Origin of the sequence: Comamonas sp. 7D-2 (genome assembly GCF_022749555.1) — a bacterium.
In the GTDB taxonomy this organism is placed as follows: domain Bacteria; phylum Pseudomonadota; class Gammaproteobacteria; order Burkholderiales; family Burkholderiaceae_C; genus Comamonas; species Comamonas thiooxydans.
The window spans coordinates 3,903,453-3,920,598 of sequence record NZ_CP094238.1; the positions used below are offsets into that span (position 1 = coordinate 3,903,453).

The following is a 17,146-nucleotide window of genomic DNA, read 5'->3' on the forward strand; positions in this document are numbered from 1 at the left end:
ACAAAAATCAGAGCAGTTCAAGCATATACAACCAGCGCTGCAGGCACTTGCAGCGCACGAGCCTCGACTATACGCAAGCCCTCTCGGCAGCTAGTGCAGGCAGTCGCATCCACTGCTAAAGTCCGGGGCTTCTGCCCCTTTTTCCACCCATGATTCCCGGACCTCTTTTTACCCTGCCCATGCTGTTGCTGCTGCTCGCCCCCCTGGTGGCAGCCGGCCTGAGCCTGTGGCTGCTGCTGCGCGGGCTGATCTGGTGGCTGCGCCATAGGCACACGCCCGCCTCCGAGCGCCCGCCGTTCTGGCACTGGCCCGTCGTGGTGGTGGCGATATTGGCCCTGGCCGGCGATCTCTGGGGCTTGGTGCTGGCGCGCAAGCTGGTACAGATTGAAGAGGCCGTGACGCTGCGGGCCCACTATCGCGAAAGCCGACAGCGCTTTGTGCTGCCCGAGGACTTCCGCTATGGCGAGCAGCTATTCCCCAAAGGCACCTTGATCAACCGCTACGACGCCTTTGACAACGGCGAGCGCCAGCGACCGCTTGGCCTGCGAGGACTGAGTGCGGCGCGCTTTACGCAACCGGTGCAAATCGCAGGTGCCTGGGTCAGCGCCATCGACAACGGCGCATTGGAGCTTGCCCGCGACCAGCGCCTCGGTCCGGTGTTCCACTTCGATCCCGACGTCAACCCGGGTTATGGCGCCTGGGTGGTCGACCCGAAGCGCTCCTATCTGGAATGCCGCAAGGGCGATATCGCCAGCCTGCACGTGCCCTTGATCGACTATGACATTCAGGCCGAGTTTCTGGTCGGCGCCCCCGACGGCCCCGAGGCGCGCTACCGTCCCAGTCAATGGGGCTTCATCGATTGCCAGGAGGGCAAGCCCGCCATTGAGGTGCAGCCGGCCTATGACGGCCCGGCACCACCAGGCGCACACCTGCCGGTGTGGGGGACGCTGATACCGAATGAGGATTGAGCTGGAGACGCTAGGCGCGCCAATACTCTGTGCTGCCCGCGATGATCCGACTCGGATGTAACGACCAGATCCTCCCCGATCAATGCTGCGACGCATGCAGCCCGAACCGCCAGCAAGAACGCGGTCAAGTTGCTGATGATGTTCAAGAGCCCTGCAGCGGCAGGATGGATGCTGGCCATGCCGTCCCTATGATGGCGGCCTCAGCCGGAGTGCAAAGCGGCCGATCAGGATTCATGGCATCGCCAGCCGACGGAAGACGATCCCGCGAACCGTGTGACATTCGGCCAAAGAGCCGCCATCTGCGGCCACGAATTTCCATCAGGCGACGGGATCGCCTACATTCACACTTCACAACCGGTGCGCCCAGTCAGGCCTTGGCCCTGCCCCGGGCAGCCACCGCATCCTCAGCCTTCCAAGAAAGACCTGCCCATGAAATCCCGCGCCGCCGTAGCCTTCAAAGCCGGAGAACCCCTGCAAATCGTCGAAATCGACGTCGCGCCGCCCAAGGCCGGCGAGGTGCTGGTCAAGATCACCCATACCGGCGTCTGTCACACCGACGCCTTCACCCTGAGCGGTGACGACCCCGAAGGCATCTTCCCCGCCGTGCTGGGTCACGAAGGCGCGGGCATCGTGGTGGAAGTGGGCGAAGGCGTGACCAGCGTCCAGCCCGGCGATCATGTGATTCCGCTGTACACCGCCGAATGCGGCGAATGCCTGTTCTGCAAGAGCGGCAAGACCAATCTGTGCGTGGCCGTGCGCGCCACCCAGGGCAAGGGCGTGATGCCCGACGGCACGACGCGCTTCAGCTACAAGGGCGAGCCCATCTATCACTACATGGGCTGCTCGACCTTCAGCGAATACACCGTGGTTGCTGCCGTCTCGCTGGCCAAGGTCAACCCTGATGCCAACCCCGAGCAGGTCTGCCTCTTGGGCTGCGGCGTGACCACTGGTCTGGGCGCGGTCAAGAACACTGCCAAGGTGCAGGAAGGCGACACCGTGGCCGTGTTCGGCCTGGGCGGCATCGGCCTTGCCGTGATCCAGGGCGCCAAGCTGGCCAAGGCCGGCCGCATCATCGCCGTCGACACCAACCCCGGCAAGTTCGACCTGGCCAGAACCTTTGGCGCCACCGACTGCGTGAACCCCAAGGACTTCGACAAGCCCATCCAGCAAGTGATCGTCGAGATGACGGGCTGGGGCGTTGACCACAGCTTTGAATGCATCGGCAATGTGGACGTGATGCGCGCGGCGCTGGAATGCGCCCACCGCGGCTGGGGCCAGTCGGTCATCATCGGCGTGGCCGGTGCCGGTCAGGAGATCAAGACCCGCCCCTTCCAGCTGGTGACCGGCCGCAAGTGGCTGGGTACGGCCTTTGGCGGCGTCAAGGGCCGCAGCGAGCTGCCCGGCATGGTGGAAGACGCCATGGCCGGCAAGATTCAGCTCGAACCCTTCGTCACCCACACCATGGGCCTGAAGCACATCAACGAAGCCTTCGAGCTGATGCACGAAGGCAAGTCGATTCGCTCGGTGGTGAACTACGCTGACGCTTCGTAACCCCCTGAGGCGCTTCGCATGGGCGGCCCTGCGCCTTCCCCCTTTCTCGCTTCGCGGAAGGGGGACGACACCCTCGGTGCGCAGCGGCTCTTCCTCGGTGTCTCATCAATGGGCCGCGCTAGTTTTGAAGAACCACCCAGCGCTTTTAATTTCATAGCTGCTTGCGCATGCTTTGATTCATATTTATATATAAAACAGCTGCAAACGCTTGATTGACGAGCGCAAGCAGCTTTTCTTTTAGGAGTGACTGCCATGGAACTCAAGAACGCCCACGCCTGCTTTGGCGGCGCCCAGCGCTATTACGAACACCATAGCTCCGAGATCGGCCTCGCCATGAAGTTCTCGGTCTATCTGCCACCCAAGGCCGTGATGGGCGAGAAGGTGCCGGCCCTGCTCTATCTGGCGGGTCTGACCTGTACCGAGGAAACCTTCATGATCAAGGCCGGCGCCCAGCGCATGGCCTCCGAACTCAATATCGCCCTGATCTGCCCCGATACCAGCCCGCGCGGCGCGGGTCTGGCGGGCGAGGCCGACAGCTGGGACTTTGGCGTGGGCGCCGGTTTTTACCTGGATGCGACCACCCGGCCCTGGGCGCTGCACTGGCGCATGGAAAGCTACATCCTCAATGACCTGCTGCCCCTGGTCGGCAGCAAGCTGCCCGTGGACCTGCAGCGTCTGGGCATCTTCGGCCACAGCATGGGCGGCCACGGCGCGCTGACCCTGGCGCTGCGCCACCCCGGCCGGTTCAAGTCGGTCTCGGCCTTTGCACCGATTGCCAACCCGCTCAACTGCCCCTGGGGCCACAAGGCTTTCAGCGGCTATCTGGGCGAAGACAAGGCCGAATGGGCCAGGCATGACGCCAGCGAGCTGATGGGCGCGCAAGCCTCTGCCCCCTATCCCGCAGGCATCCTCATCGACCAGGGCCTGGCCGACAAGTTCCTGATCGAAAAGCAATTGCTGCCCGAAGCCTTCGAAGCCGCCTGCGCCAAGGCCGACCAGCCGCTCACGCTGCGCCGGCATGCGGGCTACGACCATGGCTACTATTTCATCCAGAGCTTTGTCGACGACCATCTGCGCCACCATGCGCAGCAACTGGGCGCCTGATTCTTCGGGCCTGGTCCGGCCCCCAAGGGGCTGGCCGTAGCTGTCACACCTCAAGCAATGCAGTGGTCCGCCTGGCCCCGATTCGCCACGACCGCCCGGTGCCCGCCCTGCATCTTGGCGCTGTACAAGGCTTGATCGGCGCGGCGCATGATGTCCTCCAGGCTGCTGTCAGTCGGCATGAAATGCGCAATCCCGACACTTAATGCGGGCACGGAGCTTCCCGTGGCATACCGCTGCAGCGCCTGCTGTCCGGCCTCCAGCAACTCCCGCGCCAAGCCTGAAACCTGGGCAATATGGCGATCGCAGCACAGAATGGCAAACTCGTCTCCGCCCAGGCGACAGAACACATCCTCGGGAGCCAGCAACCAGCGCACGGCAGCAGCCAGATCGCGCAGCGCCTGGTCACCTGCAGGATGTCCCAGACCATCATTGATGGCTTTGAAGTGGTCTACATCAAAGCTCATGAGCCAAGCTGGCCGCCCCTGCAGCCTATGGGCCGTATAGGCTTGAGCCAGCTCGCGCATGAAGCCCCGGCGATTGCATAGACCCGTCAACTCATCATTCAAGGCCTGCTCCTGCAACTGCTGCTGCATGCGCTTGCTGGCCGTGATGTTGCTGGCCACCCAGACCACGGCTCTCTCGCCCCAGAACAGCTCTCCCAAGGCACTGACGCGACCTTCAAACCAGATCGCCTCGGCAGGTCCTTCCAGGGGCAGACCCAGCACATCGTGCGCACTCAGCTCATACTCCACGACCTGCATCTTCTGGCTGCTCAGCGCCTCCTGAATCTGCTGTATGAACCACTGAGCCTTGACGGGAGCCAGCACATCGACGATGGATTGGCCGACCAGGGACGTTCCGTCATGGTAGTAGCGTTGGTCCTTGCCGCCCAGAACTGCCGCGTAACGCCCCGACTCCGTCAGGATGAAGGTCGGATCCGGCAAGCCGTTGCAAATGTTTTCGTACTGGCTGGCTGTGAAGAATGTGGTGTCTGACATGAGCACAAGCGAAGCGGGAACGACAAATTCTCGCAGAATCATTCTTTTACCTGCCACCAGCGCAGCTGGGTGTATCCACAAGCAAGAAAACCGCCTGACGGCGGTTTCTTCTTGATGCGGTCCGGCGCCGGATCAGTCCTCGGACCGCTCCGCTCTTCTCGCTCGCCGCTGCTCACGCTCATCGGCACGCTGGGTCTGTACATACAGCTGCTCCACCTGTTCGCGCGCCCAGGGCGTCTTGCGCAGAAATTTCAGGCTCGAAGAGATGCTGGGATCCAGATTGAAGCAGCGCACGGGCACCCGGCGCCCCAGCTCGCGCCAGCCGTAGTAATCAACCAGATCGGTAACGATGCGCTCAAGCGTCAGCCCATGCAGCGGGTTGCGCGGTTGTTCTTGGGAAGTCATTCACGCATTGTCGGGGAATCGCCCGGCAGAGACAGCCCCGGGGACAAGATCCACTCTGCCCGACCTGTCCGGGACAGCCTGTCCGGGCCTGCTTGTGCAGCCGAGCGCCACGCCAATGACATGGGTTTGGCTTTCCTGTGCGCCAGCAAGAGATCACACTTTTGGCAACCGGCCTGAGCGAAGACAGGTTCGCTTCAACGGCCATGACGAGGCGCGAAGGAGCAAAGAATGTCCAAGCAACAGCAAGTCCCCCAGACCAGGGGGGTGGCCGTACAAATGCTGGCCACGCTCGACCTGGGCCCCGAGATCGAAGGCATGTCGGGGCGCCAGCTTCGCATGCGCCTGGTGACCATGGCGCCGGGCGGCGTGTTCGGCCCGCTTCACGACCACAGGGACCGACCCGGCATGGTCTACATCCTCGAGGGTTGCATCACCGACCACAGAGATGGCGTGGCCACCGACTACGGCCCGGGCGTGGGCTGGCCCGAAGACAGGAACACCACGCACTGGCTTGAAAACCGTTGCGCCGTGACGGCAGTGGAAATATCGGTGGACATCATCAGGCTGCAGCAGGCTTCAAACTAGGCGCTCTCACGCCAAGCATCTTCATGCAAGCCTCTGCCTCTGCCGCAGCTCAGGTGGCGCGTGACGCCTGGACCTCGTAGAGCCGCAGATCCCTCTGCCCGATTCCCAGAGTCGGCCAGGCGGCACGCCAGGCCTGGATATGCGCGGAGGCGAAATGTGCATCCAGCGCTGCCTGATCCACCCACAGCTCCTTCACATGGATCAGCCCCGGCACCAGCACATCCTCGGCATAGCCGTACTCGAGACAGCCGGGCTCGGCGCGGGATGCATCGACCATGGCACGCATGGCGGGCCGGGCAAGGGCCAGGTTCTCGGATGGCAAGCGCACCGTACCCACAATCAACAGCATGTCTTCTCCTCCTCAGCACAGGCAAGCATCGTAGCAAGCAGCGCCCGCTCTCTCTGCCCCGGACGCAAAAAAGGGAGGGCCATGCCCTCCCTGAAACACCTTCCAGGTGTTGATGCTGATCAGCAGTCCTTAGGTCACGGGCTCTCAGGCCCGCATGAAAGACTCGAAATAGGCGCTCAGTGCAGCGTGGTCGCCCAAGGGCAGAACCTGGGCCACATACTGGTCGGGACGCACCACCACCAGAGCGCCCTGCTCGCGGTCGATGCCGCGCAGCTCGAAGATGTCCTGACCGGCATTCTTCAGATCGGGGCTGAACACTTTTTCATAGTCGATCATTCCCAGCTGGCCCTTGGACGGCAGCAACAGGGCCGGCAATGTCTCCAGCGCCACCTCGGTATAGGCCTGCGGGAAGATGGCACGCAGATCGAAGATGCTGTCGATATCCTGGCCGGCCGGCATGAAGCGGCGCAGCGGCGATGCCGCATCGCTCTCCAGGAAGCGGCACAGCGCCAGCAGGCCGGATTCGGGCTGCGCCAGGTCGTTCTGCCCTGCAAACGCATACAGGCGCCAGCGGCCATCGGCCTTGCCGCAGTGACCCAGCTGCACGGGCTTGGCATCGGAGACGCGCACCACCGGCGCGGAATGGAAGCGCATGCCCACGGTGAAGCCGCTGGCCAGTGCCTGATGCGTGGCCTGCCCGGTCAGCAGCGAGGGCGCATAGTGCGTGCCCACGCCGGCCGTGAAGCGGCCGTGCTGCTCGAAATACTTCTGGAATTCCTTGGGGTCCACACCGCCCTGACCGCCTTCCTTGGCCGGGTCGCTGAACATCTTGGCCCATTCGCGGTCAAAGTCGATCAGTTGCTGGGCCACGACCTGGCGCTCGGACGAATAGGTGTGCAGCAGCTCGGGCGCACATTGCTTGCGCAGCACGGCGGCCAGCTTCCAGCCCAGGTTGAAGCTGTCCTGCATGGAGAAATTCATGCCCTGGCCGGCCTTGGGACTGTGGGTGTGGCAGGCATCGCCGGCGATGAAGACGTGCGGCAGGGGCGAGTCCGGTGTGGCCACGGCATCGGTCACATCGTCATATTTGGCGCAGATGCGCTGGCCGATCTCGTACACCGACCACCAGGGCACATTCTTGACGTCAAGCTTGTAGGGATGGAGCACGCGCTGGGCAGTTGCTATCAGTTGCTCCACCGTGATGTTGCGGCTGGCAACGCGCTCGTCGGCATCGAGCTTGTCCATCTCCACATAAAAGCGCACCAGATGACCGCCTTCGCGCGGGATGATGAGCACATTGCCCTGCTCGGACTGAATGGCCACCTTGTAGCGCACATCGGGGAAGTCCGTCACGGCCAGCACATCCATCACGCCCCAGGCCTGGTTGGCCGAGTCGCCGACCAGCTGGCGGCCGATGGCCCGGCGCACATTGCTGCGCGCGCCGTCGCAGCCCACCACATAGCGGGCCTGCACGGTTTCGACCTGACCGGCATGGGCCGCGTCGCAGCGCTCCAGCGTCACGGTGACCGGATAGTCGGCAGCGCCGTGGTCGACCTTCACATCCAGCACGCGGCGTGCGTAGTGCGGCTCCAGGCGGCTGGGCGAGTTGCGCATGCGCTCCAGATAGTGGTCGTGCACGCGCGCCTGGTTCAGGATGACGTGAGGAAACTCGGACAGACCGTCTTCCGTATCCTGCACGCGGCCATGGCGGGCGATCCGGCCAGGCTGGGCAGGATCGGGCTTCCAGAAGGTGACGTCGTTGATCCAGCAGGCTTCCTTGAGGATGGAGTCGGCAAACTCGAAGGCCTCGAACATTTCCATGGTGCGGCAGGCAATGCCGTCGGCCTGGCCCAGCTCCATCGGGCCTTCCTTTTGTTCCACGATGCAGGTGCGGATATCGGGGAAGGCCGCCAGCTGCGCGGCCAGCGTCAAGCCGGCAGGGCCGCAGCCCACGATCAGCACATCGACCTGCGAGGGCACGGTCTCGGTATGGGCAGGGGCCAGCGGCGAAGCTGGAGCGATCAAGGGGTTGCCAGGACGAAAACCGTTCAAATGAAACTGCATGGAGGCCTCAAGTTCTTCAAGTGCGCAGACGCCAGTGTCTGCCCAATCAGTCCGCACACAAATAGTATGTATGCATACCAAATGCATGCATCGTATTATTCGAAACTTGAAATGCCAACCCCACCTAGGGAAAACCATGATTAACTCTGCACTGCCAAACGTTGCCTCAGACAGCGCCAGCAGCCACCCTGTCTTTCCACGCCTGGAGGTGGAAACCTTTCCCGGCCACGGCATACGCCGCCTGCAACAGGTGGCCGTGGCCGTGTTCAGCCAGGCCACCGAAGCCTGGGGCGTGACGCCGCTGCAATTTGCCGTGCTACAAAAACTGGTGCATCTGCCGGGCATAGACCAGCGCACGCTGAGCATGGAAGTGGGCTTTGACAAATCCACCATCGGCGGCGTGATCGACCGGCTGGAAGCACGTGGTCTGTTGTTGCGCCAGCACACGGCCAAGGATCGCCGCGTGCGTCTGCTATCCCTGACGCCCGAGGGCGAAGCCCTGCTTGCCGACGCCGGCCCCTCCGTGCTGCAAGCCCAGCAGCAGATGCTGGACCCGCTGAGCGAGGCCGAACGCGAGCTCTTCACACAGCTGATGCGCAAGGTCATCGAGCATCACGAGCAGCTCGACCCCGAGGCGCAGACGCCCGCAGGCTGAGCCCAAACCGCAGAAAAAAAGCCCCGAGCCGTCAGGCCTGGGGCTTGGCTGTTCAGGGCCGGGCTCGCAACCGGATCTGCGAGCTTCCGAATCGCGCCCTAGAACGGCATTTTTCCGGCACGCATCTGGGCCGCGATCTGCGCCAGCACGGCCGGCAGATCGGCCACGCTGCGCACCACGTAATGGGCTCCGGCCTTTTTGAGCTTGGCTTCGGCCACGGCGACACGGGCCTCGACCTCTTGCTCGGGCGCCCTGGCAAACTCCTCCACGCTATAGCCGACCTCGTTGCCCGACAGGCTCAGGCCCACGGTCCACATGCCTGCGCGCAGACCCTCCTCGATGCCGGGCACGGTGTCGTCCACCTTGACGCAGGCACGCACATCGCCAATGCCCAGCGCCAGCACATTGGCCAGTGCCATGAAGGGACCGGGGCGACCGCCGGCTTCGAGCTCGTCGCCGGCCACCACATAGTCGGGCTTGAGGCCTGCGCCTTCAGCCTGAGGCAGCAACTGGTTGAGCACTTCGCGCGGGTAACCCGAGCAGGAGCCGACCTTGAGACCATGGTCGCGCAACCATTGCAGCGTCTGCACAGCGCCTGCTATGGGGGCCGAGAACTCGCCCACCTTGGCAATCTGCAGCGGCATGAAGCGCGCGTAGATGGCATCCACATCCTCGTTGGTCGGCGTCCGGCCAAAAGCGCTCTGCCATTGCGCGGCAATGCTTTCATCCTGCAGCAACTGGTGAATATGGTCCCATTTGGACAGGCCCATGGGCCCGCGTGCCTGCGCCAGGCTGATGCTGATGCCGAAGCTGGAAAAGGCTTCGACAAAGATTTGCGTAGGCGCGAGCGAACCAAAATCCACCAGCGTGCCGGCCCAGTCAAAGATGACGGCTTGGAGCGGTGACAGGTCGGCAGAGGGCTGGGACAGGACCAGGGTTTCGGCTTGAGCGATGGAGTTCATGATTTTTTCAGTGGTGACTTCAACAGAATGGAAAGCGGGAACGTGATCGGGTTGCAGGACTCAGCTCAGAGAGCGTATGAAGTTGCGACCGCGCGGTCCGCTGGCAGCTTTTTGCACCATGGCGCTCCAGGCGTCTGGCTGCACGCCATAGTGGGCCGGATCGGTGGCAACGCCCAGCCCTTGCAGAACGCAGCGCAGACGCTCGACGGCCGCTACAGGCGTGCTGGCGTCGAAGATGGAGAGCAAGGCCGCATCGGCCACCGCATCCGCGCCCAGCGCCATCTCCAGCACCAGGGGCAGGCTGAACGAGCAGGCCAGGCCATGCGGCACGCCATGCTGCAGCGTGATGTCGTAGGACAGCGAATGTGCGAGCGCAGTCTTGGTGTTGGAAAAAGCCAGGCCGGCCATCAGCGCCGCCTCGGCCATCTCGCTGCGCAGCTGTGGGTTATCCAGATCCTGCATCAGCGCGGGCAACGTGGCCAGGGTGCGGCGCGCCGACTGCACGGACAGCGCCATGGAGACCGGGTTGCGGTTCACATTCCAGATGGATTCCAGCGCATGCGACAGCGCATCCAGCCCCGAGGCCAGCGTGGCACCGGCCGGCAGGCTGGTCATCAGCTCGGCATCGATGACCGCGGCCTCGGGCCAGGTGCAGGACTGGTGCAGCGAATACTTCTGGCCGGCGGCCTGATCCCAGATCGTGGCCCAGGGCGTGACTTCGCTGCCCGTGCCAGCAGTGGTGGGGATGGCGATCAGGGCCTTGTGCCCTCCCACCCCCAACTGGCCGCCCTGCTTGAGCAGCGCCAGCAGATCGGCAAAACGGCCGCCGGGCGTATGACAGATCAAGGCCTTGGCCGAGTCGATGGCACTGCCGCCCCCCAGGGCCACGATCACGGGCACCTCGGCATGGTCACGCTGCACCTGCTCGTACAGCGGCGCCAGCCACTGCACATCGGGATTGGGAGCAATGCTGTCGATCACGCCGTGCAGTTGCGCTCCCAGCAGCTGGCGCATGCGCTGCACCAGGCCCAGACTTTCGGCCTCGGGGAAAGTGACCAGCAGGCAGCTGCGCCCGGCCAGCAAGGCCGGCAGCTGATCGAGACTGTTGCGACCCACGCTGATATGCACGGGGTTGTGATAGGTCCACACGAGAAAGCCTTTTGACGTTTTTTGAGCGAAATCGGCCCTTGACGCTTATGTACCAAGCGCTGATAGCTCATGTTTTTGATGGTTCAAGCACTGCGGCGCACACCGGCACCGCAGCGAGATCAGTGACGAGTGCCCTGCTGTATGCGGCTGCGCAGCCAGTTCGATGCCATGTCGGCGGCAATCACCATCACCGTGATGACGATGATGCAGGTCGCAGTCTCCTGGTAGCGGAACAGCTTGAGGCTGCTGACCAGCTCGAAGCCCAGACCGCCCGCTCCGACCATGCCCAGCACGGTGGCCGAACGCAGATTGACTTCGAAGCGGTAGAGCACCACGGCAATCCAGGCGGTGATGACCTGGGGCACCACGCCGAAGGCGATGATCTGCAGCTGGCTGGCACCGGCGCTGCGCAAGGCCTGCAGCGGGCCGTCGTCGATCTCCTCGATGGCTTCGGCAAAGAACTTGGCCAGCATGCCCATCCCGTGCAGGGCCAGGGCCAGCACACCGGGGAAGGGGCCCAGGCCCACGGCCGAGACAAATACCAGCGCCAGAATCAGCTCGTTGATGCTGCGGATCACATTGAGAAACTGGCGCGTGATGCGACGCAGCCAGTGCCAGCCGTGCAGATTGCTGGCGGCAATGAAAGACAAAGGCAGGGCCAGAATCACGCTCAGCAACGTGCCCCAGATGGCGATCTGTATCGTCTCCAGCGCCGGTGCCCACAGGCGCGGCAGCATGCTCCAGTCCGGCGGCACCGAGCGTGATAGAAAGTCTCCAATCTGCGGCATGCCGCCCGCCAGCTCGCTCCAGCTCATCTGCGCGCCCGCAGCACTCCAGTGCAGCACCCAGCCGATGGCCAAGGCCATTGCGGCATAGCCCAGCCAGCCGCCAGTGCTTTCGGGGCGCCCCGCCGTCCATTGCCAACGATCGGTCTGTTTCAAGCTCTGGCTGTTCATTGCAGACCTCCTGCGGCAGTGGCTGGCGACATCGCCCCGGGCAGCCAGTTGCCGACTGCGGTGCTGCTGAGATGCAGCGCAGCGCCCTGCTCTGGGGTATGTCCGGCGGGCTGAGGCTCGCCGCTGTAGATGGCGTTGAGCGCAGCCTCGTCCAACATCGCCGGTACGCCGTCAAACACCATGCGCCCTTGCGACAGGCCGACGATGCGATCGCCAAACTCCCGGGCGTAATCAACCTGGTGCAGATTGCAGACCACGGCAATGCCGAGCTCGCGCGTGGCATCGCGCAGATACTGCAGCACGCTGCGCGCGGTCTTGGGATCCAGGCTGGCCACGGGCTCGTCGGCCAGAATCAGCTGCGGCTGCTGCGCCAAGGCACGGGCAATGCCCACGCGCTGCATCTGCCCGCCCGAGAGCGCTTCGGTGCGCTCATCGGCCTTGTGGGCCAGGCCCACACGCTGCAGGCATGCATCGGCCAGTGCGATATCGCTTTGCTTGAACAGCTGCAGCACCGAGGCCAGCGTGCCGACCTGACCCAGCCGCCCCGTGAGCACGTTCTTGCGCACCGACAGGCGCTGCACCAGGTTGTGGTGCTGGAAGACCATGGCCACATGGCGGGCCAGCTCGCGGCGCGAGTGCCTGCGCATCAGATCGATGCCGCCCACCTGCAGCTGGCCGCTGTCGGGCTGGTTCAGCCCGTTCATGCAGCGCAGCAAGGTGGACTTGCCGGCACCCGACAGGCCCAGCATGACCACGAACTCGCCGGCCTTCACATCCATGTCTATGCCATGCAGCACATGGTTGCTGCCATAGCTTTTGCGCAGATTGCGGATGCTGATCATTTCATCTTCCCGAGGTCCAGATTCAGCGCCTTGGCGGTCTGGCGCACCACGTCATAGGCCTGATCGTTGGTGGGCGCAAAACCATTGAGCTCGCCACGGTCGCCCCAGGGCAGGCCCTTGATCTCGGCCAGTGCCGCAGCCACCTTCTTCTTGGTGGCTTCGTCGAGGTTCTTGCGCCAGGCCATGGGCGACTCAGGGATGTCCTTGGAGCGCCAGATAACCTGGAAATCCTCGGCCTTCACATGGCCCTTGGCCACTGCCGTCTGGAAGATGGGATCGGCCACGGCCGCCGCATCCACCTTGCCGTTGGCCACAGCCATGATGCTGGCGTCGTGCGAGCCCGAGAAAATTACGCGGGAGAAATACTTGTCGGTATCGATGCCCTCGCCCTTGAGGCCGGCCTTGGGAAACAGATGACCCGATGCCGAGCTGGGATCGACAAAGGCAAAGGTCTTGCCCTGCAACTGGGGCACGGCGCCCAGGCCCTTGTCCTTTTTGCTGATGATGATGCTGTTGTACGAGCTCTTGCCCGACTTCTTGGCCACGGGAATGGCAAAGGCCTCGGCATTTGCCAACTGGCTGGCCAGCACATAGGAGAAGGGGCCGAAATAGGCCACGTCGATCTTGCCCGAGCGCATGGCCTCGATCACGCCGTTGTAGTCATTGGCCACAAAGGGCTTGATCTTCAGGCCGGTCTTGGCGGCCAGCTGGTCCATCACCTGCTGGCTGGCGCGCATCATGGCCTGGGCGTCTTCGGAAGGGATCAGGCCCACGCGCAACTCGGTGGGTTGCTGCGCCATGACGCCGGTGGTGGCGGCCAGGGTCAGGCTGGCGACTGCGGCTTTGAGCCATGTTTTGCGGGTCATCGTCACGGAATTCATCCTTTGCATGTGCGTGTGAAGTGCAGCTTTTCCGGGCTGCCGTCGCACCGTCATTGCAGTGCGTTGACGCAAATATTAGGGACGACATATGACTGTCATGTGAAGGTTTCAGAATCAGTTTTGACAGCTTCCATAGATCAAACCTTGAGATGAAACCTGCATGAGCACCGCCCGCTACCGAGCCTTTATCGCCGTGGCCCAGCAAGGCAGCCTGAGCGCCGCCGCCCGCGCTTTGGGCCTGAGCCAGCCCACGGTTTCCAGCCAGATCGCCACGCTGGAGCGGCAAAGCCAGATCGAGCTCTTCCATCGCCAGGGCTATCGCATGACGCTCACCGGCGCCGGCCACAAGCTCATGACGCTGGCACAGAAGCTGCTCGCGCTGGAGGCCGAAACCGAGTTCTTTCTGCGCGACTCGGGCCAGCTCAACCAGGGCGAGCTCAAGATCGGCGCCGTGGGGCCGTTTCATGTGATCGAGATGGTGGCGGCCTACAGCGCCCGCCACCCCGGCATGAAGCTGTCGATTCGCATGGGCAACTCGCAGCAGGTGCTGCACGATCTGGAGAACTACACCACCGATGTGGCGGTGCTGGCCGGTCTCTATGACAGGCCCGAGCTGCTGGCGCGCGAATATGCGCGCCACGCCATCATCCTGTTTGCCCATGTCGATCACCCGCTGGCAAGGCGCGAACAGGTCGAGCTGGGCGAGCTGCACGGCCTGCCGCTCTTGCTTCGTGAGCAAGGCTCGACCACGCGCACCGCTATCGAGAAAGCACTGCAGGCAGCCGGTGTGAAGCCCCGCACCCAGCTGGAGATCGGCAGCCGCGAAGCCATACGCGAGGCCGTTGCGCGCGGCCTGGGCATCGGCGCCGTGTCCGAAGCCGAATTCATTGCCGACCCGCGCTTTCGGCCGGTGCGCATTGCCGGCGACCCGGCCAGCACCACCACCTATGTCTATTGCATGAGGGAGCGCAGCGAAAGTCTGCTGGTGCGCTCCTTCCTCAAGGCCATTGAAGGCAGTACGGCCCCTGATCTGCCCGTACTGCGGACCGCTCCAAAACCCTTGGTCGCTCCAACGGCCAAGAAGCTGGCGTAATTCGTCAAACCCTCTGCCCCCCTTGCGCCGAGAATTTTTTGACAGTACTGCCCGGGCGCCTCGGTCAGGACTCTCGCCGGGACGGTGCGGCGGCCAGGTACGGCGGTGTGCGGAACCAGCTGCCGGGCAGTCAAAAAACAGAGGAGACAATGATGAAACAAACCATGCTCTGGAAGGCCGTTGCTCTGGCAACCGGCATGAGCCTGAGTGCAGCGGCCATGGCGCAGCAAGCGCCCTGGCCCGTCAAGCCCATACGCCTGGTGGTGGGCGGCCCGGCCGGCGGCAATGCCGACTCGCTGGCCCGCCTGTTGGCCGACGGCATGCAAAAACAGCTGGGCAAGCCGGTGATTGTCGAATCCAAGCCCGGCGCGGCCGGCGTGCTGGCCGTCAACGACCTGCTCGCCAACGGCAAGGACGCCCACACGTTCTTGCTGATCCAGGGCGGCATAGTCAGCGAGACGCCGCTGGCCTACAAAGTCAGCTATCAGCCCTTCAAGGATCTGAAACCACTGGCCCAACTCAGTCGCAACGGTCTGGTGCTGATTGCCAACAAGGACTTCCCGGTCAGTAATCTGCAGCAGCTGGCCGACTACGGCAAAAAGCAGGCCGACGGACTGGACTTTGCCTCGTATGCCACGGGCATGCGCGGCCATACCTCGGGCATGCTGCTAGGGCAGTTGCTCAATATCAAGATGAAGCACCTGGGCTACAAGGGCTCCCCTCCGGCGCTCAGTGACCTGATGGGCGGCCATGTGCCGCTGATGATGGACGGGCTCACCACCGCCCTGCCGCTGATCAAGGCCGGCAAGGTCAAGCCGCTGGCCGTGAACTACCCTACGCGCATGGTGCAACTGCCCGATGTGCCCACCTTCAAGGAACTGGGCTACCCGCAACTGTCCGAGGTAAGCTGGTTCGGCGTCTGGTCGCGCCCGGATATCCCTGCCGATGTGCAGGCCAGGGTCAGAGAGATCGCGCTGCAGTATTTCAAGCAGCCCCAGCTCGAAGCCAGACTCAGGGACATGGGCATGGAGTCGGGCACCGACGCGACCCCGGAAGCACTGATGAGCGAACTGCAGAAGGCCTATCAGCGCCAGCAGGCCTTGCTCAAGTCCATTGATTACCAAGCTCAGTAGTCAGTTCAGGTGTCCAAAAGACCGGAGTCACGCCAGATTCCGGCTTCTTGCAACCGGGCAGCTGCAGCTCGCTGCCTCGACCCGTTCCGAGTCGGCACGCAACGGGCTGAGACAAAACATCAGAAAAGACTTTGCTGCGGCGACAGCAAGGAATGATGGTACTGATCGCAGTCCAGTTGCACTCGCTCACGGTTCAGCCCAAGCTTGCGGCAGGCCAATGCAAAGCGTTGCGCCAGCATATCGGCCCAGGCGCCCGTTCCCTTCATGCGCTGGCCAAACCTGCTGTTGTAGACCTTGCCGTCGGCTCTGCCCGCTTCGCTGATCCCATGCAGATCCCGCACACGCTCCATCACGCGTTGGGCGCGCTCGGGATAGTGCAGCATCAGCCATTCATTGAACAGCGGAGCCACTTCCCACGGCAGACGCAGTACTGCATAAAAAGCCTGTCTTGCACCGGCCTCGCTGGCTGCAGCCAGCACCTGCTCCATATCGTCGTTCAGGAACGGAATCTGCGGTGCCAGGCTGACGCCTACGGGTATGCCGGCCTCGCTCAGGGTCCGAATCATGCGCAGCCGTCGATACGGCGCAGCGGCGCGTGGTTCCAGCTGCCGGGCCAGCTCGGGCTGCAAGGTGGTCAGCGTCACATAAACGGCCACCAGATGCTGCTGTGCCAGCGGCACCAGCAAATCAAGGTCGCGCTCGATGCCGCTGCCCTTGGTGACGATGGAAAACGGATGCCTGGCCTGCGCCAGGACCTCTATCACGCGGCGCGTCAACCCGACTTCGCGCTCCACAGGCTGGTAGCAGTCCGTGACCGAGCCGAGCATGATGGGGGCCGCCACATGGCTGGACCGGGATAACTCGGTGAGCAGCACCTCGGGCAGGTTCTGCTTGGCAATCAGCCGGGTTTCGAAATCCAGACCCGGCGAATAGCCCAGATAGCCATGCGTGGGCCTGGCATAGCAATAGATGCATCCGTGCTCGCATCCTCTATAGGGATTGAGCCCCAGATGAAAAGGCAGATCGGGCGATTCATGGCGGCTCAGGGCTGATTTGGCCCGCTCCCACTCCAGATGGGTGCACCAGGTCTTGACCTCCTCACCCTCTTCGCTTCCTTCATCCTGTTCGGACTTGCCCCAGCCGTCATCGAAACCCTGGCGCAGCTCCCGTGCAAACCGGTGCGTGATCTGGCTGGCAGCCCCTCGCCCCTTGATGAGCCGCACCGGCACATCGGTCCGAATGGATTCCAGCCCAGAGGATGAGGAAAGTTTCTTCATAAAACAACTGTACATAAATACAGTTATTCATTGCAAGAAATGAGCACTGACCATGGCTGCATCCCGGTCAATACGGTGAGGGTTGATTGAGTCAGATCTGGATAGAAAATGACTGCGCCCATTGTTCTACAGGCTTAGCACGCTCCATTAACTAGAGCAAGTTCAAAGTCAATC

General features: G+C 63.2%; 17 protein-coding genes. 7 read left to right on the forward strand and 10 right to left on the reverse strand.

Annotated features, from left to right (window positions below; all coding sequences use genetic code 11):
- The first annotated feature begins 149 nt into the window (after positions 1 to 149).
- The 3 genes from MPZ60_RS17880 to fghA all read left to right on the forward strand — a co-directional run bounded on the left by MPZ60_RS17880 (position 150) and on the right by fghA (position 3,623).
- The gene (locus MPZ60_RS17880) at positions 150 to 968 is read left to right on the forward strand and encodes a hypothetical protein (RefSeq protein WP_242607058.1); all 819 of its coding nucleotides are present in this window, start codon (positions 150 to 152) and stop codon (positions 966 to 968) included.
- A gap of 429 nt (positions 969 to 1,397) precedes the next feature.
- Positions 1,398 to 2,519: an S-(hydroxymethyl)glutathione dehydrogenase/class III alcohol dehydrogenase gene (locus tag MPZ60_RS17885; protein WP_034356869.1), complete on the forward strand. Its 1,122-nt coding sequence runs from the start codon at positions 1,398 to 1,400 to the stop codon at positions 2,517 to 2,519.
- Between the two features lie 252 nt (positions 2,520 to 2,771).
- Complete coding sequence (gene fghA, locus MPZ60_RS17890; RefSeq protein WP_034356871.1) at positions 2,772 to 3,623, forward strand: S-formylglutathione hydrolase; 852 nt, start codon at positions 2,772 to 2,774, stop codon at positions 3,621 to 3,623.
- A 50-nt stretch (positions 3,624 to 3,673) separates the two neighbouring features.
- Here the strand turns inward: fghA and MPZ60_RS17895 are convergent, their stop codons facing one another.
- Positions 3,674 to 4,621: a sensor domain-containing diguanylate cyclase gene (locus MPZ60_RS17895; protein WP_241781243.1), complete on the reverse strand. Its 948-nt coding sequence runs from the start codon at positions 4,619 to 4,621 to the stop codon at positions 3,674 to 3,676.
- A 132-nt stretch (positions 4,622 to 4,753) separates the two neighbouring features.
- Positions 4,754 to 5,026 (reverse strand): VF530 family DNA-binding protein, encoded by a 273-nt coding sequence (locus MPZ60_RS17900; protein ID WP_034356873.1) that lies wholly within the window; start codon positions 5,024 to 5,026, stop codon positions 4,754 to 4,756.
- Positions 5,027 to 5,254: 228 nt separating this feature from the next.
- Between MPZ60_RS17900 and MPZ60_RS17905 the strand changes: the two genes are divergently transcribed.
- Positions 5,255 to 5,611 carry a cupin domain-containing protein gene (locus tag MPZ60_RS17905; protein ID WP_034356876.1) on the forward strand — a complete coding sequence of 119 codons (357 nt, stop codon included), beginning with the start codon at positions 5,255 to 5,257 and terminating at the stop codon, positions 5,609 to 5,611.
- A 49-nt stretch (positions 5,612 to 5,660) separates the two neighbouring features.
- Here the strand turns inward: MPZ60_RS17905 and MPZ60_RS17910 are convergent, their stop codons facing one another.
- Positions 5,661 to 5,960 (reverse strand): putative quinol monooxygenase, encoded by a 300-nt coding sequence (locus tag MPZ60_RS17910; RefSeq protein WP_034356878.1) that lies wholly within the window; start codon positions 5,958 to 5,960, stop codon positions 5,661 to 5,663.
- 144 nt (positions 5,961 to 6,104) lie between these two features.
- On the reverse strand, positions 6,105 to 8,024 hold the full coding sequence (locus MPZ60_RS17915; RefSeq protein ID WP_034356881.1) for an FAD-binding monooxygenase: 1,920 nt from the start codon (positions 8,022 to 8,024) through the stop codon (positions 6,105 to 6,107).
- Positions 8,025 to 8,160: 136 nt separating this feature from the next.
- Here MPZ60_RS17915 and MPZ60_RS17920 point away from each other — a divergent pair, with 136 nt between their 5' ends.
- Positions 8,161 to 8,679 carry a MarR family winged helix-turn-helix transcriptional regulator gene (locus MPZ60_RS17920; RefSeq protein WP_034356884.1) on the forward strand — a complete coding sequence of 173 codons (519 nt, stop codon included), beginning with the start codon at positions 8,161 to 8,163 and terminating at the stop codon, positions 8,677 to 8,679.
- Positions 8,680 to 8,777: 98 nt separating this feature from the next.
- Here the strand turns inward: MPZ60_RS17920 and phnX are convergent, their stop codons facing one another.
- From phnX to phnD, 5 genes are all read right to left on the reverse strand, one after another.
- Positions 8,778 to 9,641, reverse strand: a complete 864-nt coding sequence (gene phnX, locus MPZ60_RS17925; RefSeq protein ID WP_034356886.1) for a phosphonoacetaldehyde hydrolase — start codon at positions 9,639 to 9,641, stop codon at positions 8,778 to 8,780.
- 60 nt (positions 9,642 to 9,701) lie between these two features.
- On the reverse strand, positions 9,702 to 10,790 hold the full coding sequence (gene psrA, locus MPZ60_RS17930) for an iron-containing alcohol dehydrogenase PsrA (protein ID WP_034356890.1): 1,089 nt from the start codon (positions 10,788 to 10,790) through the stop codon (positions 9,702 to 9,704).
- 119 nt (positions 10,791 to 10,909) lie between these two features.
- Entirely contained in the window at positions 10,910 to 11,746 is an 837-nt protein-coding gene (gene phnE, locus MPZ60_RS17935) for a phosphonate ABC transporter, permease protein PhnE (protein WP_003063616.1), read from the reverse strand.
- Entirely contained in the window at positions 11,743 to 12,588 is an 846-nt protein-coding gene (phnC, locus tag MPZ60_RS17940) for a phosphonate ABC transporter ATP-binding protein (RefSeq protein ID WP_034356892.1), read from the reverse strand. The genes phnE and phnC overlap by 4 nt, the downstream gene beginning before the upstream one ends.
- Complete coding sequence (phnD, locus tag MPZ60_RS17945) at positions 12,585 to 13,454, reverse strand: phosphonate ABC transporter substrate-binding protein (protein ID WP_080746137.1); 870 nt, start codon at positions 13,452 to 13,454, stop codon at positions 12,585 to 12,587. The genes phnC and phnD overlap by 4 nt, the downstream gene beginning before the upstream one ends.
- Before the next feature lie 175 nt (positions 13,455 to 13,629).
- Between phnD and MPZ60_RS17950 the strand changes: the two genes are divergently transcribed.
- A complete protein-coding gene (locus MPZ60_RS17950) occupies positions 13,630 to 14,562 on the forward strand; it encodes a LysR substrate-binding domain-containing protein (RefSeq protein WP_034356896.1) in 933 nt (310 codons plus the stop codon).
- A gap of 152 nt (positions 14,563 to 14,714) precedes the next feature.
- The gene (locus tag MPZ60_RS17955) at positions 14,715 to 15,695 is read left to right on the forward strand and encodes a tripartite tricarboxylate transporter substrate binding protein (RefSeq protein WP_034356899.1); all 981 of its coding nucleotides are present in this window, start codon (positions 14,715 to 14,717) and stop codon (positions 15,693 to 15,695) included.
- A 119-nt stretch (positions 15,696 to 15,814) separates the two neighbouring features.
- On the opposite strand, the gene MPZ60_RS17960 is transcribed toward MPZ60_RS17955, so the two are convergent.
- Complete coding sequence (locus tag MPZ60_RS17960; protein ID WP_052057630.1) at positions 15,815 to 16,972, reverse strand: PA0069 family radical SAM protein; 1,158 nt, start codon at positions 16,970 to 16,972, stop codon at positions 15,815 to 15,817.
- Between the last annotated feature and the right edge of the window lie 174 nt (positions 16,973 to 17,146).